The organism is Pseudoflavonifractor sp. BSD2780061688st1 E11 (genome assembly GCF_005844125.1).
In the GTDB taxonomy this organism is placed as follows: Bacteria; Bacillota; Clostridia; order Lachnospirales; family Lachnospiraceae; genus Sellimonas; species Sellimonas catena.
The window spans coordinates 1-18,417 of the sequence record NZ_SPHM01000056.1 but is presented as its reverse complement, the minus strand read 5'-3'; the positions used below and the strand labels follow the sequence as shown (position 1 = coordinate 18,417).

At 44.3% G+C, this 18,417-nt stretch carries 24 protein-coding genes; 2 read left to right on the top strand and 22 right to left on the bottom strand.

The features are described from left to right. Positions 1-69 precede the first annotated feature (69 nt). The 11 genes from FGQ85_RS16690 to FGQ85_RS16635 form a co-directional block, all read right to left on the bottom strand. A complete protein-coding gene (locus FGQ85_RS16690) occupies positions 70-513 on the bottom strand; it encodes a sugar ABC transporter permease (RefSeq protein WP_347563112.1) in 444 nt (147 codons plus the stop codon). Positions 514-599: 86 nt separating this feature from the next. After that, positions 600-1,916: an extracellular solute-binding protein gene (locus FGQ85_RS16685; protein ID WP_138374031.1), complete on the bottom strand. Its 1,317-nt coding sequence runs from the start codon at positions 1,914-1,916 to the stop codon at positions 600-602. Positions 1,917-2,218: 302 nt separating this feature from the next. Beyond that, positions 2,219-2,731: a hypothetical protein gene (locus FGQ85_RS16680; RefSeq protein ID WP_138374030.1), complete on the bottom strand. Its 513-nt coding sequence runs from the start codon at positions 2,729-2,731 to the stop codon at positions 2,219-2,221. Positions 2,732-2,733: 2 nt separating this feature from the next. Next, positions 2,734-3,678: an AraC family transcriptional regulator gene (locus tag FGQ85_RS16675; RefSeq protein WP_138374029.1), complete on the bottom strand. Its 945-nt coding sequence runs from the start codon at positions 3,676-3,678 to the stop codon at positions 2,734-2,736. Next, positions 3,671-4,117, bottom strand: a complete 447-nt coding sequence (locus tag FGQ85_RS16670) for an NUDIX domain-containing protein (protein ID WP_087168976.1) — start codon at positions 4,115-4,117, stop codon at positions 3,671-3,673. Before FGQ85_RS16670 ends, FGQ85_RS16675 begins: the two co-directional genes overlap by 8 nt. Positions 4,118-4,165: 48 nt before the next feature. Beyond that, positions 4,166-4,858, bottom strand: coding sequence for a Type 1 glutamine amidotransferase-like domain-containing protein (locus FGQ85_RS16665; protein WP_138374028.1), 693 nt, complete (start codon positions 4,856-4,858; stop codon positions 4,166-4,168). A gap of 41 nt (positions 4,859-4,899) precedes the next feature. Beyond that, positions 4,900-5,124 (bottom strand): hypothetical protein, encoded by a 225-nt coding sequence (locus FGQ85_RS16660; protein ID WP_138374027.1) that lies wholly within the window; start codon positions 5,122-5,124, stop codon positions 4,900-4,902. A gap of 386 nt (positions 5,125-5,510) precedes the next feature. Continuing rightward, positions 5,511-6,098 carry a hypothetical protein gene (locus FGQ85_RS16650; RefSeq protein ID WP_138374026.1) on the bottom strand — a complete coding sequence of 196 codons (588 nt, stop codon included), beginning with the start codon at positions 6,096-6,098 and terminating at the stop codon, positions 5,511-5,513. A 213-nt stretch (positions 6,099-6,311) separates the two neighbouring features. After that, the gene (locus tag FGQ85_RS16645) at positions 6,312-7,424 is read right to left on the bottom strand and encodes an alkaline phosphatase family protein (RefSeq protein ID WP_138374025.1); all 1,113 of its coding nucleotides are present in this window, start codon (positions 7,422-7,424) and stop codon (positions 6,312-6,314) included. A 21-nt stretch (positions 7,425-7,445) separates the two neighbouring features. Continuing rightward, on the bottom strand, positions 7,446-8,237 hold the full coding sequence (locus FGQ85_RS16640) for a tyrosine-protein phosphatase (protein ID WP_087168972.1): 792 nt from the start codon (positions 8,235-8,237) through the stop codon (positions 7,446-7,448). Between the two features lie 36 nt (positions 8,238-8,273). Then, entirely contained in the window at positions 8,274-8,897 is a 624-nt protein-coding gene (locus FGQ85_RS16635; protein ID WP_279233668.1) for a phosphotransferase, read from the bottom strand. A 183-nt stretch (positions 8,898-9,080) separates the two neighbouring features. On the opposite strand from FGQ85_RS16635, the gene FGQ85_RS16630 reads away from it, so the two are divergent. Then, positions 9,081-10,343 carry an IS110 family transposase gene (locus FGQ85_RS16630; RefSeq protein WP_138374023.1) on the top strand — a complete coding sequence of 421 codons (1,263 nt, stop codon included), beginning with the start codon at positions 9,081-9,083 and terminating at the stop codon, positions 10,341-10,343. 34 nt (positions 10,344-10,377) lie between these two features. Here FGQ85_RS16630 and FGQ85_RS16625 read toward each other — a convergent pair whose 3' ends face one another. The 9 genes from FGQ85_RS16625 to FGQ85_RS16590 form a co-directional block, all read right to left on the bottom strand. Next, positions 10,378-10,710 carry a hypothetical protein gene (locus tag FGQ85_RS16625; RefSeq protein WP_138374022.1) on the bottom strand — a complete coding sequence of 111 codons (333 nt, stop codon included), beginning with the start codon at positions 10,708-10,710 and terminating at the stop codon, positions 10,378-10,380. Positions 10,711-10,785: 75 nt separating this feature from the next. Next, positions 10,786-11,769, bottom strand: a complete 984-nt coding sequence (locus tag FGQ85_RS16620; RefSeq protein WP_087168970.1) for a J domain-containing protein — start codon at positions 11,767-11,769, stop codon at positions 10,786-10,788. Between the two features lie 38 nt (positions 11,770-11,807). Further along, entirely contained in the window at positions 11,808-11,990 is a 183-nt protein-coding gene (locus FGQ85_RS18635; protein ID WP_207666170.1) for a hypothetical protein, read from the bottom strand. Between the two features lie 185 nt (positions 11,991-12,175). Beyond that, a complete protein-coding gene (locus tag FGQ85_RS16610) occupies positions 12,176-13,009 on the bottom strand; it encodes a DUF6179 domain-containing protein (RefSeq protein WP_138374021.1) in 834 nt (277 codons plus the stop codon). Positions 13,010-13,014: 5 nt separating this feature from the next. Next, the gene (locus FGQ85_RS16605; protein ID WP_138374020.1) at positions 13,015-13,548 is read right to left on the bottom strand and encodes a DUF6323 family protein; all 534 of its coding nucleotides are present in this window, start codon (positions 13,546-13,548) and stop codon (positions 13,015-13,017) included. A gap of 132 nt (positions 13,549-13,680) precedes the next feature. Next, positions 13,681-14,352: a PHP domain-containing protein gene (locus tag FGQ85_RS16600; protein WP_138374019.1), complete on the bottom strand. Its 672-nt coding sequence runs from the start codon at positions 14,350-14,352 to the stop codon at positions 13,681-13,683. A gap of 19 nt (positions 14,353-14,371) precedes the next feature. Continuing rightward, complete coding sequence (locus FGQ85_RS16595) at positions 14,372-14,962, bottom strand: SOS response-associated peptidase family protein (protein WP_138374018.1); 591 nt, start codon at positions 14,960-14,962, stop codon at positions 14,372-14,374. A gap of 24 nt (positions 14,963-14,986) precedes the next feature. Then, positions 14,987-15,130, bottom strand: coding sequence for a hypothetical protein (locus FGQ85_RS18515; RefSeq protein ID WP_171028001.1), 144 nt, complete (start codon positions 15,128-15,130; stop codon positions 14,987-14,989). Positions 15,131-15,223: 93 nt separating this feature from the next. After that, a complete protein-coding gene (locus FGQ85_RS16590; RefSeq protein WP_138374017.1) occupies positions 15,224-15,406 on the bottom strand; it encodes a hypothetical protein in 183 nt (60 codons plus the stop codon). Positions 15,407-15,537: 131 nt separating this feature from the next. Here FGQ85_RS16590 and FGQ85_RS16585 point away from each other — a divergent pair, with 131 nt between their 5' ends. Further along, positions 15,538-16,413, top strand: coding sequence for a MerR family transcriptional regulator (locus FGQ85_RS16585; protein WP_138374016.1), 876 nt, complete (start codon positions 15,538-15,540; stop codon positions 16,411-16,413). 332 nt (positions 16,414-16,745) lie between these two features. On the opposite strand, the gene FGQ85_RS16580 is transcribed toward FGQ85_RS16585, so the two are convergent. After that, positions 16,746-17,360 carry a DUF4230 domain-containing protein gene (locus FGQ85_RS16580; protein WP_138374015.1) on the bottom strand — a complete coding sequence of 205 codons (615 nt, stop codon included), beginning with the start codon at positions 17,358-17,360 and terminating at the stop codon, positions 16,746-16,748. A gap of 114 nt (positions 17,361-17,474) precedes the next feature. Beyond that, positions 17,475-17,819 carry a YkvA family protein gene (locus FGQ85_RS18630; protein WP_243128593.1) on the bottom strand — a complete coding sequence of 115 codons (345 nt, stop codon included), beginning with the start codon at positions 17,817-17,819 and terminating at the stop codon, positions 17,475-17,477. Between the last annotated feature and the right edge of the window lie 598 nt (positions 17,820-18,417).

Here is an 18,417-nt window from a genome sequence, read left to right as displayed (position 1 = left end):
CGCATGTTTATCTAACATATGTTCGATGAACATGCGTTCTTTTTTTGACTGCTCCAAAAACGCAATTTCCTATAAAGGAACAAGAACGGAGTTGATCAGTCCGTCTGTTGCAAACAAGGATTTAAAAATCAAAGAGTAGGATACAAGGGATGTCGCACAAGGAAGAAAGATACATGTACGGAAAAATCCCTTTAATCTCAGATGCTTGTTATTCAGAAGCTGCGCCAGCAAGATTGCAAGAATCAGCATGATCGGCACCTGAATAATCAGGTACAAAAATGTATTTCCGACTGATCTCAGGAACAGCTTATCCTGAAACATTCTGGTGTAGTTGTTAAAGATCGGTTCGGACCACTGCATGTTTGCACTGGAACCGGTCTGCAGTGACATGATAAAAGCCTGAATCATCGGCCAGAATGCCATGACCGCAATCAACAAAGCCGCCGGAGTTAAAAATATCCAGCCGGCCGCTGACTGCTTGGCAAGTAAGCTCATCTTTTTTTTCTGTTTCACTTGAGCCCCTCCCTTACACTAATTTCGAATAACGAGGAACGAAAACTCGTTCCCCGTTACTGTTCACTCTCTTTCAATTAAGAAGATTAGTTGCCCATCTCGAAGTTCAACTGATCTTCTGCTTCCTGCAGTGCATCCATCGTGTCTGCACCATTGATGATATTTACGATCGCAGATCCGATGTAGTTACGTGCGGAGTAGTGATAGTCACTCTGTTCAACAGTCTGTACGTGTGTTCCCATTTCAACGATGTCAGCGTAGATCGGCTGGTTGTTGAAGTATTCTACACCTTCGTTGTAAACTTCTGTCTCACCTGCCGGTGCGTATGTAGAAATCACACCGCCCTTTTTCAGTGCATTGTCATATGTTGTTGTGCTTCCTCCGAATGTGTAGGAAAGGAAGTCCTTGGCAAGGTCAACATTCTGGCAGTTGGATGTGATGTACAGAGAAGAGCCTCCGTTACTTGCATATCCTTCTCCGCCTTCCAGTGTCGGCATGCTTGTGATAGCCCATTTACCGCTGTTCGCTTTTACTTTTTCGATTGTAGGAATGATCCAGTTACCATTCATGACACCTGCAACCTGGTCACCCTGGATTGCTTTGTCTGTGTAGTCAGACCAGCTGTTTGGCATAAGAAGCACGTTTTCTTTTGCCATTTCAACAAGCTTCTCAACGATTGTTACGAGTGTTTCATTTTCTGTAATGTAAGGTTTTCCATCTTTGAACTGGGATACGCCTTCTGCCTGAAGCATGATATATGGAAGGTCGTTTCCATCGCTGTTCATACAAAGCAGAGCTTTTCCTGTTGCGTCATATACTGCTTTACCGATTTCAATAAATTCGTCCCATGTACATCCTGTCAGGTCATCAATTGTGTATCCTGCCTGCTCCAGAAGGTCTGTACGGTATGCCGCAACAACGGTACCATTGTCTACCGGTACTCCATAGTGCTCTCCGTCGATTGTGGAGTAGTCCAGTTTCTCAGCTGCAAAATCATCCCAGTTAATGTCAACATCTCCGAGTGGTGTCCATGCATCCGGATAGTCAGCTACATATCTCTGAATGTAGTGATCCTGGAAAAGCACGATATCAGGAAGGTTGGAGTAGTCTCCAGAAGAACCTGCTGTTGTAATTGCTGTCTCCACATCTTCGGAAGAAGCCTGTTCCAAAATCTCAAGTTCGAATTCAGAATCTACATTTTCCTTATAGTCGTCTGCCGCCGCCTGAATAGCCGGAATATTGAATGCCGGGTCCCATGCGTATACAGTCAGTTTGTGGCCACCTTCTGAAGAACCGGATCCACCGCCTTCTCCTCCGTCTGAAGATCCTCCGCCAGTACCACATGCTGCAAGAGAAATTGTCATGGCACTAACCAGTAATGCTGAAATCAACTTTCTTTTCATAATAAATACCTCCTCCTTTTTCATGTCCGTCCAGTCTTTCGAACATCTTCTGAAAGTATTATATCAAGACATCTCCATGAAATGTTTGCAGATTCGTATATAAATTATGCATTTTCGATCATTTTTGTGCCATTCGCCCCGTTTTTTTTGTTTTTCCGTTATTTTTTTGTTCGATCGGTACACCCTTTTCTCTGTTTTTTTCAGCATCAGCTCCATTTCATTTGTCCATTCTGCCAAAAATGCACTTTTTTTTTGCATATTTACCTTCTGTTTTTGTCTCTTTTATCCTCTGAACCCCCTTTTTATGCAAAAAAGACCCTGTCAGGAAACATGTTTTTCATAGTACGGAGCATTTCCTCGTTCAAGTCCAGAAGAATCTTGATCTTTTCTCTCCCATCACCAATGATCATGGTGTAGTACGGAATTTCATCATCATAAGAGGTATAGTCATACTTTGCCAGACGTTCCGTTCCTCCTTTAATACGGTACTTTGCCACCTTTTCATGCCAGTTCGGCGCCACCACTTCCAGCTGATTCAAATCCAGCTCATGGGCATTTCTCCGGTGCTTTTTCCCGATAATCACATCAATCGTAAACTGATTTCCTTCCATAGTATATTCATATTCCTTCTGGCTGAACATATCAAAGGCAAAGTAAAGACAAATCAGCAGGAAGCCCGGGAGCATAAATCCCCTTGAAAACACGATGCCCATCAGAACAAACAGAACTCCAAACAAGATCATCAATATTTTCAGTACTCCCGTGCCCGGTTTTTTCTTCCTTTTCACCTGTTTTATAATCTTTGTACTGTACATTTTTACCACCCTTCCTCTGACCGCACATTAAACTGCAGAATCTGCTGTTCGTAATTTTCCGGTCTCTTTTTCCACTCCTCCGGCGCCATCCCCATAATCTTCTGAAAGTTCCGGTTAAAGGTCGAACTTGTGAAATATCCGCATTTTCCCGCAATCGTCGCAATCGGTTCATCCGTCTTTCTCAGGTACTCGCATGCCGACTGGATTCTGACCAGATTGATATATTCCAGAGGACTCATCCCCATACACTGGGAAAACACACGGCGGAAATGTGTTTCGCTGATATGAATCTGCGCTGCAATATCACTGACTTTCATCCGCTCATGGTAGTGATCGCTGATATAATCCAAGGACCGGTAAATGAGATTGTTCATCCTTGCTTCCTCACGGACTCCTCCGCCCGGCTGATCAAAAAAGGCGATATTTTTTCTGGCAATCTCCGATAGAAATGCCAGCATCATCCCTTCCGCCTCCTCGAGATAGAACATCTTCCCTTCCCGCATCGTATCCAGAATACGCTTCAAGAGCTCCGCAAGATAAGGCATTTCGTTTCCCTTTGCAAAAACTGCTTTCTGATTAATCGCCTGAATCATCTGGTCTACATATCCCGGCGCTCCCGAAACCAGCTTTCTCAACAATTGTTCCACATCGACAAACAGATATTCCCACGTACTGATATTTCCCGGCTCGCTGTTCGTTGTATGCAGATAATTTTTCGGGATCACAGTAAATTCTCCTCCTCTGAAAAGATATTCTTCTGTCCCCAGTATCATCGATCCTCTGCCTTCGTAACAGTAACCTATCTCCAGGAAATTATGAAAATGCAGATAATCAATATTCCTTCCGTAATTCTGCTGCCATTTTTCCCCTAGAAGCGCTATAATTGTCCTCTTTTCCGGCATCCGGTAGTATCTGAATTCGGCTGTCTTTTTTCTCTTCCTACTCATCGTGATACCCTCCCCGCCGTATTTTTGCTTCTCTCATCAAAACCGGCTGAATTTCCGGATAGGTCCATTTTTCCGGCAGATCCTTTGTAATCAGGATCTTTTCAATCTCGCTGTGAAGCTCCTTCTCAAACTTCCTGATTTCTGCCGTGTAGAGCATCCCGTATGTTTCTTCCCCTTCTTTTCCCTCCTCGTCCACTGAGGTTACCGAATACACACAGACCCGGTCAAGATCGAAATCCAACGCTCCGGTCTCCTCATAAAGCTCTCTTCCTGCCGTTTCGTCTATCTTCTCTCCGGGCTCCCGGTGTCCTCCCGGCACCTCGTATGTTTCCCGTTTCCGGTGTTTGCAAAACACCCATTTTCCATCATGCCGCGCAATCATCACAGCAAATTTTAAAAGGGAATCTTCCACTTCATCATAAAAACGAACTTTTACCATGGCTGTTACCTCCTGCTGTTATATTTCTTGTCTGGTCTCGCATCCTGTCTACGGAATCATTTCCCTTCTTTTTCCCCCTTCAAAACAATAATACGGCCTGCTTCCGATCATTTCAAAATGATCTCCATTCAGAAACAGGGTATCTTCTTCCGGCATGGCAATGACCGGACCACGTTCCTGCGAATACCGGAGCAGTTTTTCTGTATATCTTTCTGTCCGCTCCCGGTTCTCCTGCTCTGTCAGTCTTGAACTTCCATTCGTATAATGCGCAAACACCGAATATCCGCTCAGGGCATCAAATCCTTTCGTATCTTTCAGCCCCACTTTATTCTGATCCATAGCCGCACAGCTTTCGATATCATATCCAAAGATAATCGCGCCTGCGCTTCCGCCGAAGACAATGTCGTCCTGTTCGATATATGCTTTGATTTTCTCAAAACTTCCGCTTGCTTTCAAATCGTTCAATAATTTATATGTGTTTCCACCGCCAATAAAAATCGCGCTGTAGTTTTCCACATTTGTCCCGTCCAGTTCCTCCGCGCTTTTAACCATCTCGATATCCGGCACATCCACACACCGAAGCTCGCCCAGAACCCACTCGTGGCAGCTGTCATAGTCCGCATTTTCCATGGCAAACGGAAGATACAATATCGGTTTTGTATGATCAATCACATCGTTCAGACGCCGGCAGGCGTCTTTTGTCTGAACGCCGTCTCCTCCACCGCACAAAAATATTCTCATGGTCTGTTTCTCCTTGCTTCTATAATCGTTCTTTGATTATATCATTTTTTTCTTCCGAAGGAAATCAGATGACACTTTGCTGAGACGACAGAATGTTTTCCATCGTTTTCTGACGTTGTTTCTCCAAACGCTGCCAGATGTTCTGTATACTCCTCACCGTCCTGACCTAGGCTGATAAATTCAACATAATCATTAACCCGTACTCCGACATTTTGCAGTCCCAACCGCTCCATATAGACTGGAATCTTCATGCCGACTCTGACCAAAATCTTTTCCGTCCTTCCTCAAGCAGTTCCCGGCAGAAATCCACTCCAGTATACGTGCTTTTCTCTGAGAGCAGAGGCAGAAGCCTTGCACAAAGATCCCCGTATCCACATCCCAGATCTAAAATGTCTGCATCTGGTTTCAGCTTCCATACCGACTGTACGAGAAAGGCAAAATAATCTTCATTTCACATATGCTTCCTTGTCAGCTTTAAATACTTCTCTTGTTCCTTCCAATAAGCACTGTCCATTCTTTTCCCTCCATATTCCGTAAATCTTATGCCAGAATCCCCGGCCTGTTTACAGCGCGGTTCTATGATTTTTCAGATCTGTTCATCCCCTGCCTTGATTGGAAATGATTTTCGGAGCTGGAGATTGATCCGAATTTATCACACTAGTACCTCCAAATAATTATTAAGAATCTCACCGCATTTCAAAGTTTCCGCATATTTGACGAGCCGATTCAGGTTCCTTTCTCTCCGGCTCAGATAGTTTGTAAGAATCTCTTTCGTCTCTTCAATTCCCACTTTTTCTCTGTAAAAAACCGTATCAGCAACCGTTTTTTCTATATCATAGATCCTAAAACGGTTCTTCCCTTCCTCTACTGTACGAATTCCAAGTTCAAACCGTTCATCAGTAAAATAACTGATATGAATTTCCGGCCACTCGGGCAAAGCACTGATTTTTGCCTTTCTTCTGAGTGCTACATTTATCGCATCCGGACTAAAAGAAGAAAGCCCATAATAGACTGCCGCACTCAAGAGACATATCACTCCCGAAGGCGCATAAGCGTAGGCATAATAAAAATCCGACTCTGTTCCTCGATAGTTCATGTTTTCATAGAATTTATTATTCAGTTTACTTAGCCTTCCTTCTGACGTCAGCTTATTAATTTTGTAATAGGAAAGTCCCTGCTCTTTTAGCTCTTCCAGAGAAACAATCATCTGATCGTCAGGAATATTCATTGATTTATCCATGTTCCACCTCTCTTTCGCTCCGAATCATTTTATTTTTTTCGGCATTTTTTTGTTTTGCCGAATTTTATTTAAAAATAGCATTGGAAGTCTGGTTTGTCAAAATGCAAACTCTTATTCATTTTTCTTTTTTTCCAACGAAAAAGGACATCTCCGGAATCCATTTTCCGAAAGATGTCCTTTCTGTTTCTTCTCTCTTCCATCTATCTGCAAATACTACGCATTTTCCATCACAATCAGCGGAATCAGCATCTCTTCTTCCCGCAGTCCTGCATGGACTCCGACAAAAAAGTCTGCTTCTTCCCGGGAGGAAAAGATTGTCAGCTCCCCGGTTCCGACTGCCAGATAGTCTCCCAGCATTTCCCGGAAATCCGGATGTTCGGCTCCAGTGCCGAAAAGCTTTCTTTCCAGCACCTGTTCCTTTGTCAGCAGAAGAAACTCCTCTCCGAAAGCGTCCTGAAACGCTTTCTCAAACTGTTCTTTTTTCTCTTCTTTCACAAACAGGTTCAGCGCCCTCGGCTCGATAGACGGCATCCGCACCAGACAGTCCATGATCTCCGGATAATCGGTAATGGAAACATTTTGTGTATCCACCAGCCCATGGTCTGCCGTCACGATCAGAAGCGTTTTCTCCAGCTTATCACTTAAAGCCTGGACCTGCTGTTCCAGTTTCTGCATAATCTGTTTTGTCTGGCTGCTGTAGCATCCGGTCTCATGCATGGTGCTGTCCGGTTCGTTCCAGTACGCATAAATATATTTCTTTCCAGGCTTTCTACACAGCATTTCAACCTGTCCGCAGATTTCTTCCATGGTCTTTGGAAACGGCTCTGCAAACGGCATAACTTCATAAGCCTCCCCGCCGCGGCGGTTAATTCTCTCCACGACTGTCTCGTATCCGCAATACTTCTCAGCCACATTATAATCTGCTGCCGGAATACTGGTTCCTGTCTTCATGTTGGTGAAAACCGTAACATTCTGATCAATCCACGGATAATAACAGTCCCAGCCAAGCCATCCGTGCTCACACGGCTTCAGTCCACTTCTGATAGATGTGGTCGCCGCCACCGTAGTCGGCGGAAATACCGAGCTGTAGGAACATTTCATGTGGCTCCTAAAAAATCCGGTCTCCTCCAGATTTTTCTCCATGATCCTGCTTCCCATTCCATCCAGAAGAAATACGACAATATTTTCGTACTCCTTTTCCAGAAACGTATCCACACACGCAAGTGTCTTTTGCCCTTTTTCACGGATTCCAAAATTCTTTAAGACTGACTGCGCCAGATTGGCCAGTCCGTTTTCATAATCTGGAAATTTCAATTTCTGATCCATCTTTTCCCCCTCACATATGATCTAAAGCGCACACGTTCTAACCAAATACAATTCCTTTAAGCGTTTCTGTTCTTCCTGTCCTATTCCAAGTCCGGTTTCGATGTAATTCTCAAAGGAACCATATTCCCGGTGCGCGGTTTCAAAACTTGTGCAAAGATAGTCCTGGTCCACACTCAACGCTGTCTCCACTGCTTTAAGCATCTCTTCAGATGCACATTTTTGTCTCAGGCCGTCCAGAATCACCTGATTGGCTGCCGCCCGCATATGGTTTGTTTCCATATAATCTTCCATGATCGTATCCCGAGGCACTCCCAGAATCGTCAGAATCACTGCTGCTGAAATGCCTGTCCGGTCTTTTCCGGCAAAGCAGTGAAAGACAGTCGCTCCTTCTTCTGTCTCAAGCAGGATCTGCACAAAACTGCGGATCGCGTCTCTGGCGGTCCGGGTCGTAATAAATTCCCCATACAGCTTTTTCATATAGTCATGGAGCAGCTGTGCGTTCTGCATGTTCATCAACTGTTCCCTGCTTCCTGTCGCCTGTCCTCTTCCCATCAGCTTCTCTCCCGGGAAGAAATCAAGTACATACGCCCTGGCTCCCGGTACTTCGCAGTCCGGTGCCTTTCCCCGCTCTTCTGCTGTCCGAAGATCAACCACATTGACCACGTGATACTCTTCCTGTAAGCTACGGATCGTCTCCCCGGTCAGTTCAGACATATCTCCGCACCGCAGCAGCCGCTTTGGTGCAACTTCTCTTCCATCCTTTGTCCGGAGTCCTCCCAGATCCCGGAAATTTGCCAATTCTGCTCCAATCATATGCAGCCTCCTCCTTCGATTCCGCTTTTCTCTATACTAAAACAATTCATCCAGCAAAATATAATACCGGATCTTCTCCCAGTCCGGTGCAATTCCAAGTTCCTTGAACAACAAAAGATCGTCATAACCGGAATACGCTTTCCCGTGAAATCTTCCGCTGTAATTCTGGGAAAGGCTCCGGTAACAAAGTGCGATGTCGCACCATTTATCTGCAATCCCTGCCCGTCCAAGATCAAGATAGCCTGTCAAACGGTCTCCTTTTCCAAATACATTTGGCAGGCAGTAATCGCCGTGGGAGAGAACTGCTTCTTCCTCCGGCCGGTTTCCGAAAAGCCAGTCCAGAAGTTCTTTCGGACCGCGAAATCCCTCCGGGCCAAATGTATCCGGCTCTACATTGTCAAGATCTACCAGCCCCTGTTCCACCTGCTCTGCCGCCCGCATCAGCTTGTGATCGAGCCGGCAGTCGGCCGGACATCCGGAAAGATCCACTGCCCACAGTCTTTTTAATCCTTCTGCCAGCACCTTTGTCTGAAGAACAGGATTTCCCATGTAAGTCTCCATTCCGCCGCCTTTCAGTTGGCGGCACAAATAGTAATGAAAGTTTCGACTTCCTCTGTCTTTTGCTTTATATTGAAAGCGAGAAGCTATACTACAAAACACGGGAGGAGGAGTCGTAAAAACTCTCTCGTTTTAGACAGCATGTAAATCAGTGTAAGTTCCACCTTGCAAGCACAAATAAGTGGCTCTGTTAGACCGTACACTAAGAATTGTTTTAACTCTTGTTAAATGTGTGGTGGTTCAGTCAATGGCTTCTCTCTATTTTTCAGAAAGGAGCTTTTGTCTATGAAAGTTGTTTATCAAACCTGCTGTGGCGTCGATGTCCACAAATCTTTTCTCGTTGCCACCATCATCAAAACCACTTCCGGAGTTCAGCCTTCTTATCAGAAGAAACGTTTCTCCACCTTCAACAACTCCATTCTTGAGTTTAAAAAGTGGCTGTTGGATAATTCCTGTCGTGATGTCTGTATGGAATCTACCGGTAAATATTGGATTCCTGTGTTTAACCTTCTGGAAGACGAATTAAACGTCACTATCGCCAACCCCAAATGGGTCAAAGCTGTCAAAGGGAACAAGGATGATACCAAGGATTCCAAATGGATTGGGGATCTGTTCAGACTGGGGCTTGTGCCGGGAAGCTATATACCGTGCAAACCAATCCGTATTCTCAGAGAGTTTGCGAGATACCGGTATAAACTGACTTCCTGCAGAAGCAGCGAGAAAAATCGGTTTCAGAATGCGCTTACCGTCTGTAATGTCGCATTAGATTCGGTTGTTTCCGATATTTTCGGGAAATCAGCCACCTCTGTGATCGATTACCTTCTCGAACAGTCCGACAATTCCATCAACCACGAAGAAATATCCTCCAGACTGCTTCGTTCGCTTAAGAAGAAGTCCGAGAGTGTCATTGAGTCCATCGAAGGTTATCAGATGACTGACGCCCAAAAATATCGCATGCGCCTCGTCCACGCACACATGGATTATATCACATCCACGATTTCAGATATAGACTCTATGATTGATTCGTTGGTTGAACCTTATGAAAATGCTGTCCAGTTACTGTGTACCATCCCCGGAGTAGACCGCAGCAGCGCGATCACGATTATCTCTGAGATTGGTACGGATATGACACAGTTTTCAAACTCCAAACGTTTATGCTGCTGGGCTGGCCTGACTCCCGGTAATAATGAGTCAGCCGGTAAGAAGAAATCTGTCCGGATCACACGTGCCGGCGTCTACCTTAAACCTGCATTGGTACAAGTTGCCCATGCAGCCGTGAAATCCAACAAATCTCCTTATTACAAAGCCAAATATGAACGCATCATGAAACGTCGGGGTAAGAAGCGTGCCATTATTGCGGTCGCCCGGATGATCCTCACGGCTATCTACCATATGCTGTCTACGGGAGAAGCCTGGAATCCAACCGACCTTTACCAGATTGATATGCCTGAGCCTCTGAAAAACAAACAGAAGGAAAAGGCTGTCAAACAGGCTATGAAACTTTTAATTGCTGAGGGGCTTATAAAAGAGTCGCAGCTTGTTTCTTAGCGTATTTCAACAAAATCAACCCTGTTTCAAATGGCTATTTTTCAATAGCTTGTTTCAGTGCACCATTTTTCGGCTGTTCTCTACTTTCTTTCACACTAGTCTCCTCACACATCATCTCCCCTTCCAGCCTGCTCATCAGCAGAAACTGTTCCTCTCCGGCCTCTTCTTTTGCGAGAATCCCTGGAACCGGAAGTCTGTCCTGCAGCCACTCCATCATACACAGTTCATGCTCCGTTTCCCTGCTTTTCCTTTGCACTTTCAGCACCATATCGGAAAACAGCAAAATCCGGGAGCCGGACATACCGGTTTTATCGATCTGGTACTCTTTTCCTTCTATTTGATTTCTAATACTTTGTGGTAATTCCATACTCCATTTCCTCAAACTTTTCCATTGGTTCGTACTTCTTATTTTACTCAATGGCAGGATAGAAGTCCAGTCTCTCTATCTCTGCATCAGTTTTGTTTCATAAGCCAGAAGTAACTCCCGGATCTCTTCATTCAGATCTCCAGTCCGGTCTTTTGGCGGCTCCTGTTCCAGCCGGAAATAGAAGTCCACGTCCACTTTCGCCTTGTGAGGCCAGCCTCTCCTATTCTCTTTCACATCCCGTACATGCATCCGGACCTTGGCGCATTTCTCTTTCAGAAGAGGAATCAGGCAGAAGTACAGGTAGTCCTCGTCAAAGGACAGATGCCCCAGTACCTTCCCTTCCCGGTTCTTTACGAGAATCCGGTGTCCCTGAAATGCTTTTGGATAAATGGGAGCTCCTTTTTTCAGTTCTCCCGTTGCCCGGAAAGCTTCGCCCGAGCCTTCTGCGCCGACCCACGCCCGGAACTGATAAACCGCCCTTCCCTCCGAATCGATCATCTTCGGCTTTGCCGCTTTTCTCAGCGCCGCCAACGGATCAATGAACTGCCGGGTGAGAAGATGAAAGAGCTTTGCCTGCACCTGAAAGCGATGGTCGCTTTGCAGGGTATCCTCTTCCCGGAACGTCCCCTGTCTTCTCTCCACCTGTTCCAGCAGCTCTTTCGCAGCATGACGGAGGCTTATAAGAAACAGACTGAATTCTTCTTCCTCCGGGTCCCACATATACTTCCCCCGGGCCGCCTGATAATACAAAGGCTCCCCTTCCACATCCATACTGTAATGCAGGTAGACATTTCGTTCGCAGAAGGCATCCGCATTGACTGTGCCCGTCCATTCCCATTTCCGCCTTTTTCGTGCAGACCGCAGGATCGGGACTTCCTGTTTCATCAAAAGGTGATAGGCTTCATTCATCTGCTGCACCCGCCTGATCTGTTCCGGCCGGTCCGATCCCAGAGCGTCCGGATGATACCTCCGCATCAGGCTGCGGTACTTCTTCCTGATCTTCGCTTTATCCTCGCCCTGCACCACATCCAGTATCTCCATCGCTTCTTCCAGATTCATGCCTCTTCTCACCTCATTTCCTCTGCTGCTGTTTTCCGTCAGATCCGGACAGCCAGTTCTAGTGCAATCATGGCAATCCGGTCTTTTTCCATCAGTTTTGCGTCATTGCCAAGACTTCTTATATCCCATTGTTCCGCGTCTAGATTATCCGCCGCATAGAAAAACTGAAACAGTTCTCTTCCCCGGAATCTGGCTGCAGCTGCATTGGCGGAACATTCCATATCCACACAAATGCATCCCTGCTCTTTTCTTCGTCTTCAACCATTCTTTCCATTGTAATTCTGGAATAACATGCCACGGCAGTTTCCGGCATCTCTGCAATCGGATCTACAAAATCTTCAGCATTGATTACCGCCTTTTGCGATGGATCAAATTCCTTTAGAACCATACTCATTCTCCTCATTCCCTAAAACAGTACTTCCAGTTTTTCATTTTGAGATGCATTTTCCATCCGAACCAGAATTTCCTCTGACGCCGTAGCTAAATATGACAACATCTCAGGCTCTTCTTCCCCGGCACCTTTCAGAAACAGTTTCAATGCCAGCTTAAATTCTTTTTTCAGATCCTCCCGGCTCTCGTTTTGAAAAACAGTTTTAATTTTATTATAATCTGTTTTGTCAAACTGTTGCCCTGTAAATGGCTTCTCTGCAAAGAGATGTCCTGCAAAATGGAAAAGGAAAATTTCTGCCAGATTGATGATATTCTCCCGATATTCTTCATCATACCGGAGCAATATCGAAATGATATTGCTTTCTGGAAAAAGACGAAGGAAACGCTGTTCATACTGGATGCAGACAAGCCACTGAAAAATGCAGTCAATTCCTGTGTATGCAGACAAATCTTTCAGCACCGGATAGTCCAAAGTCAGAATGGTTTCCTGCGGTGCAAACCGGACATCATACCACTTAAAAAACTCCGGAATTCCTTTTGTCATAGTGTCCTGAAGGCACTGATTTTCATAGGAATGAAATTCCGGTAAGATCTGATGGTAAAGTTTCAATGCAGTTTTTGTTTTGCGCTCCACAGCTTCCGCTCCAATATGGTATATTTTCTCCGCTGTCATTCTTTCCGGTGCCGCCACCGCATATTCCGTCTCCCGCTCTGCTTCCCGAATACAGTACAGGACTGCTTCCATCAGTTGTTCCGCTTTTTCGTAAGTAACCGACGTACTCTCTCCTGATGTGTATTTTTGCGCCAGCCATCCTACAAGAGGTATCAGTTCTTCCATTTCATACTTCACAGACATCACCTCCAGCAAAGTTCCCGCAGTGCTTCCATGTACAGTTCATGATCCCATCGTGTTACTTCATCAAACTGTCCGTACTCATTCCGCCCGTCCGATACCCGGAAACCGCTGTATCCGGCACGGATTGCCTGGGCAAAATTACTCAGGCAGGTGCTCTCCAGATAATCCAGATCCCCAAAACAGATTTCTTCGTACTGCTCTTTCATAAAATGAAGCAACTCGTCATCTGTGATTTCATCCATCATCTCATTTTTGTACAGATAAAAAATATCCTGCAACCGGATCAGAGTTTCTACATAATGCTCCTGATCCAGATACGCCGAGTCGCAGAACTCATCGATGATCTTCGGCAGAATTCCTTCACCAAACTCCACTCTTTTCTGCTCTTTCAATGCCCTTCCCCGTTCTTCCAGAATGAGGCCTGCCTCCTCTTCACTTAATGTGAGCCCATAGCGTTCTGCCCGTTGATTCGTCTCCAATACCTTAGCCAGCTGATTCTGTCTTTGCAATAACTGCATCCAGTCTTTTTCCATACACACGCCCCCTTTTATTTTGAGAGCCAAGTATAGCACCGGTTGCTAAGGTTTGCCAGACTTGAATTTTGGGCCATTTTGTGGTATTATAATAGCAGAAAAAGAGGCAAAATGCCTCTTTTTTTCGTTCTATCAATTTGAATCTGTGCTGACAATCAGCCGGATTTTTTCTTTCTTCATCAATGCGACAACTTCCTTGATATTATGGACATTCTGCTCTGTCTCAATTCCACCGAATCCCACCTGATCCAGATCATGACAGTCGCTGCCGGAAACCAGCTTCAATTCCGGATATGCCTTTCTCCATTCATCCAGTTTTTCATTGTGATTTCCGCTGTTCGGACGCTGATTGTATTCCACTCCATCTAAGAATTCCGGTTCCCGCGGTACACATGGTTCCCGGAACGGATGTGCCTGATAAAATACCGCCCCGCAGGAATGGCAGAGATGAAAGATTTCTTCCTGACTTAAAAAACAAAGATCCGGGTGTTGGAATAAAAAGTCCTCGTCGATCCCGTAAATCAGGAAATCTTCCTCGTTCGGTTCCAGTCGGATTTCCACACCAAGCATAACCTGAATTCCATACTTTTCTTCTGCCGCTTTGGCTTTTCTGTATCCCAAAAGATACCGTTCTATTTTCTCCTCGTCCGTCTTTCCAAACTCGTTCAGCAAAACGGAGTCAAAGTGATTTGTAATCACAAGCGCATCGTATCCCGCTTCAGCATATGCTTTCACGATCGACTCTGCATCTGCTTTTGCGCAGGGACTTCCCTCGCTTGTATGGACGTGCATCTCAATTTTCATAACATTTCTCCTTCCTGTCTCACATCGGAAACAATGTCATCTGCTCGTAATCCGCCTGTCGTTTCAGTTCTTCCGGCGTCTGGCACAGCATTGCTTCAGCCGCTTTTTCGTCCCGGAGCCAGTCCTCGATCTGATCCGGTCTTAGAATCAGCGGCATCCGGTCATGAACCGGTTTCATCGATGCATTTGCCTCTGTCGTCAGGATCACAAAGCGTTCCTCATTCTCCATGATATCAAAAAATCCTGCCAGATAAAGGATTTCCCCATCCAGGCTTACAAAGGTATTCTTCTCTTTCCTCTGATTCCACTCGTAAAAATGGCTTACAGGGATGACTGCCCGGTGATACCGGACTCCGTCCGCGAAAATCTTTTTCTCCAGAACGGATTCAGCCCTTGCATTGATCAGCACGCCGCTCTTTTGAATCCCCGGATAGCCCCATTTTACACCGGAAAGACAGATTCCTTTTCCATTCCACTTCAGAATCAGCGCCCGTTCTGTCGGGCGGATATCACGCCCCGGACATACGTTTTTGGCTTCGCTGTCCGTCTCTGTTGCGAACGCTTTTAGTTTCTCCAAGATTGTCTCATCGATGTAAAACAGGCTGCACATCTTTTGTTCCTTTCCGGCGGCTTCTTATTTTATCGCTTTTTTGATCCACTGATTCACCTTGTTCTTCGCGTCCTGAATTCCTTTACGGATCGGGTACACAAGATCAAGCTCTGATACGATCTCATTTCCTTCCAGCGCCTTATGGAAGTTCTTCCATGTATTTCTCATATTACCACCATTGCACACCAGAAGATAGATCTTCTTTCCTTTTATTTGATTTTCACTCAGAAATGTGTTGACTGCCGGCGCATAGGTGCCAAATCAGCACGGAGTTCCGATGATGATATTGTCATATTCATCCAGATTGACCTGATACGGCGCAAGCTGCGGCTTCTTTTTCATGTAGACCTGTACGCCTCCCCACACAAAACGGAACATGCTTTTCGTCGGTTTTTCATCTGCCACGGTAAGTTTCAGCACATCGGCGTCGATTGCCTCTTTCATTTCTCCTACAAGTGCCTCTGCATTTCTTTCATAAGAATAATAAACAATTAAAAATCTGTGCTTTTTTTGCTTCGATTCTTGACTCTCACGCTGCGTGATACGGTATGATAGGGATAGAAGGAGTGGAGCACATGAAGACAATAAGTCAGATCGCAAAATTGAGTGGAATCAGTGTACGAACACTGCAATATTATGATGAAATCGGACTGCTGAAACCGTCCAGCCTCTCGGAATCCGGATACCGCCTGTACGACGAAGAGGCCCTTGGAAAACTCCAGCAGATCCTGACGTTGAAAGAACTTGACTTTTCACTGAAAGAAGTTCAGCAACTTCTGAGTGGGGCAAAATCTGACCGCGCTGCGGCATTTTGCAGGAAAAAACATCAATTTTTAATTGAACGAGGGCATCTTGACCGGCAGATCGAACTTCTGACCCGCTTGGAAGAGCGCGATACGATTGATAATCTCCAAGAATATGATCTTGCTGAATATTTCCGCGCACTGGAAGAGTTCAAAACCAGTCACAAAGATGAGGTTATTACCTACTGGGGAAGTGAAGAAAATTTCGACCTGTTTATTCAGCAAATCCGTAAAAGCGAGGCACAGGCTGCCCGCCTCGCCGTCCAGGAATTCGGCAGTGTCGAGGCGTACACTGAGGCAATGAAATACAATCTGGAACATTTTTCAGAAATCATGAAGAAGTGGCAGGCCCAGATTCCAGAAGAGTTGAAAGCGAAAGATCCGTTTGTCAAACTCGCCTCTCATAAAGGAGAACCCGTTTCCTCAGATGTTGTTCAGCAGCTTGTCCGGGATGCAATTTCCCGGGCCAGAGACACCGCATCTTCGGAGCTGTTCTGCGATCATGCATCTTACTGCGATCTGATCATCGAACTTTACTCCGGTGACTACATTCAGGCTGTCACAGACACAAAACACGGAACCGGGTCCGCTGAATATATTGTCAGCGCATTTCAGTATTATCTCGAGCACTTTCGGGATGAAGAGTAGATGATATTAGGAAATTCAGAGTAAGCCAAAAAAAGCCCAAGGGTATCCAAATTTAAAGAGAGGGTACCTTCATGAGGGTGCTTTAAGAGGGTTCTTCATGAGGGGTTGCTGATAAAGCAGCATAAGGGGTGTTCCAAAATAGATGAGTAATTCATTTATGGAGGAGCTCCCTTTTCATGCCTAAAAGTGCAGGTGCGAGACGGGGGTGCCGCTCGATCATCTAATCTGGTGATTTTGCGACACCCTCTTATGTATCATGGTGCTACTGACTGTGTCCATTTCGTAAAGGGCTGTCCTGCGTCATATCGGCTTCGCCTTGTTCCCTTATCTCGCTAATTTTCTTTAACTTTAAATTTATAATCTGCGGGAACAGTATTTTGCAAAAGTCCTTTAATAAGTGTTAATGCTTGCTCATCTGCTGACTCTAGCACACCCATTTCCCCCAATTCTTCTCTTGCATCTTTTTCTGCCAACTCCAATGCCTTGTTACCATCTTCCTTTTCATCGACATTAAACAACGCAAAACCACTATCATAATATTTGATTGTAGATGTATCTATCTTAACATCTTGTATCTCCGCCTTAGGAATAGTTAACCATACTGTCTCATTCGCATCATCAACTTCTGGTTTTACTTTCTCCAAATCAATTCCCACTCTTGCATTCGCCTCATATGTCATAAGGAAATCCGACCTATTAAAAATTGGAATCCCTTTATCATGGTATTGTAAAAAGCCTGTATAATTTAGCTTAACAGTAGTTAATTCTCCTACTTTGGACAACTTAGTTCCCAAATACTCTCCCGTTATCTTTTCTTCATCATTATACAGGAAAATACGTACACCTACTGCTACAACTATGATCAATATCAGGAATAACAAAATTTCCCTTATCCATTTATTTGCAATTATATTTTTCCAAAAATTCTGTTTTTGCTTTTCATCCATTTCTTCCTTTGTCCTCCATACATGATTTAGAAAAACATAATAAATATTGCTCTAACTATCAATAGCAATAACAAGCACAATACGATTAGAATAATTACTTTCTTCAATTTCTTTTTAGACTTCCATTTCTTTCCCATTTTCTTTTCTCCATTCAACATATTCATCTACATCTGATTGAACCAGTTTCCAACACGCTGCTACTACAGCAGCATCGTCAAAATATCCCAAAACAGGAATACTATCTGGTACTAAGTCAATCGGAGATGCAAAATACGTTAATGCACTTATAATAGCAATAATAGTTCCTATCGGAATATCTGTATATTCTTTTTTTGCATAATTTTTAAGTAAAGAAGCCATCACTGGAACAACTGCCAATTTATCTCCTGCTATTGGAATAATTTTTAATTTCTTTTCTAGTCGCTGTAAGAATTTTTCCAGCTTGTCTTCATTTTTCAATAATTTCTCTGCTTCTTCATACCTTTTTCCAATTCTTCTAATGCCTTTTGTTCATCAATTTCTTTTTCCATTAAATTTTCTCTCTTTCCTTTTTCTATAATACAATACTGCCATAATAGATATTGTAATTTTCGCGAATTACTAATTTTTATTTTACCATTTTTCTTTCTCTAAGTCATTTTATTTTCTCAACAAACTCATCGCATCAAAAAAACTCCTTGCCTGTATGTTACTCTCCCATATTCTACACTTCTCTTATTCATAGCCCAAAATCTTCCATGCTGATATTTCCGAGTTCTTTGACGGCTGATATAATTTGCTTCGAGTAAATCTCAGTCAAATCAGAGCAAATTAATATAACACTTTATATGTAAGTCAATTTAAAAAAACCGTAATTTCGAACTTTACAACATTTTGTAACACGATATAAACCAGTCCTATAATCCCTCTTCCTTTAGACAACTTATAAACAGAGAAAACCCGCCATTTGAGAGACTGACGGGTTTTCTCTTAATTTGATAACTAAGACTTCCCATACCTTAAATGGGCTTCGCACCTTGAAAATTCAATATTTCAGCTAACAAAATAGAGATTTATG

Coding starts and splice junctions, on each gene's coding strand:
- FGQ85_RS16595 (WP_138374018.1), bottom strand. CDS start 14,962: ATGTGCAGCCTGTTTTACATCGATGAGACAATCTTGGAGAAACTAAAA.
- FGQ85_RS16620 (WP_087168970.1), bottom strand. CDS start 11,769: ATGAATCTGGAAGAAGCGATGGAGATACTGGATGTGGTGCAGGGCGAG.
- FGQ85_RS16670 (WP_087168976.1), bottom strand. CDS start 4,117: ATGGTAAAAGTTCGTTTTTATGATGAAGTGGAAGATTCCCTTTTAAAA.
- FGQ85_RS16680 (WP_138374030.1), bottom strand. CDS start 2,731: ATGTACAGTACAAAGATTATAAAACAGGTGAAAAGGAAGAAAAAACCG.
- FGQ85_RS16590 (WP_138374017.1), bottom strand. CDS start 15,406: ATGAAAGAGGCAATCGACGCCGATGTGCTGAAACTTACCGTGGCAGAT.
- FGQ85_RS16685 (WP_138374031.1), bottom strand. CDS start 1,916: ATGAAAAGAAAGTTGATTTCAGCATTACTGGTTAGTGCCATGACAATT.
- FGQ85_RS16630 (WP_138374023.1), top strand. CDS start 9,081: ATGAAAGTTGTTTATCAAACCTGCTGTGGCGTCGATGTCCACAAATCT.
- FGQ85_RS16665 (WP_138374028.1), bottom strand. CDS start 4,858: ATGAGAATATTTTTGTGCGGTGGAGGAGACGGCGTTCAGACAAAAGAC.
- FGQ85_RS16580 (WP_138374015.1), bottom strand. CDS start 17,360: ATGGATGAAAAGCAAAAACAGAATTTTTGGAAAAATATAATTGCAAAT.
- FGQ85_RS16600 (WP_138374019.1), bottom strand. CDS start 14,352: ATGAAAATTGAGATGCACGTCCATACAAGCGAGGGAAGTCCCTGCGCA.
- FGQ85_RS16650 (WP_138374026.1), bottom strand. CDS start 6,098: ATGGATAAATCAATGAATATTCCTGACGATCAGATGATTGTTTCTCTG.
- FGQ85_RS16645 (WP_138374025.1), bottom strand. CDS start 7,424: ATGGATCAGAAATTGAAATTTCCAGATTATGAAAACGGACTGGCCAAT.
- FGQ85_RS16675 (WP_138374029.1), bottom strand. CDS start 3,678: ATGAGTAGGAAGAGAAAAAAGACAGCCGAATTCAGATACTACCGGATG.
- FGQ85_RS16605 (WP_138374020.1), bottom strand. CDS start 13,548: ATGGAAAAAGACTGGATGCAGTTATTGCAAAGACAGAATCAGCTGGCT.
- FGQ85_RS18515 (WP_171028001.1), bottom strand. CDS start 15,130: ATGAGAAATACATGGAAGAACTTCCATAAGGCGCTGGAAGGAAATGAG.
- FGQ85_RS16625 (WP_138374022.1), bottom strand. CDS start 10,710: ATGGAATTACCACAAAGTATTAGAAATCAAATAGAAGGAAAAGAGTAC.
- FGQ85_RS16640 (WP_087168972.1), bottom strand. CDS start 8,237: ATGATTGGAGCAGAATTGGCAAATTTCCGGGATCTGGGAGGACTCCGG.
- FGQ85_RS18635 (WP_207666170.1), bottom strand. CDS start 11,990: ATGGAATGTTCCGCCAATGCAGCTGCAGCCAGATTCCGGGGAAGAGAA.
- FGQ85_RS16585 (WP_138374016.1), top strand. CDS start 15,538: ATGAAGACAATAAGTCAGATCGCAAAATTGAGTGGAATCAGTGTACGA.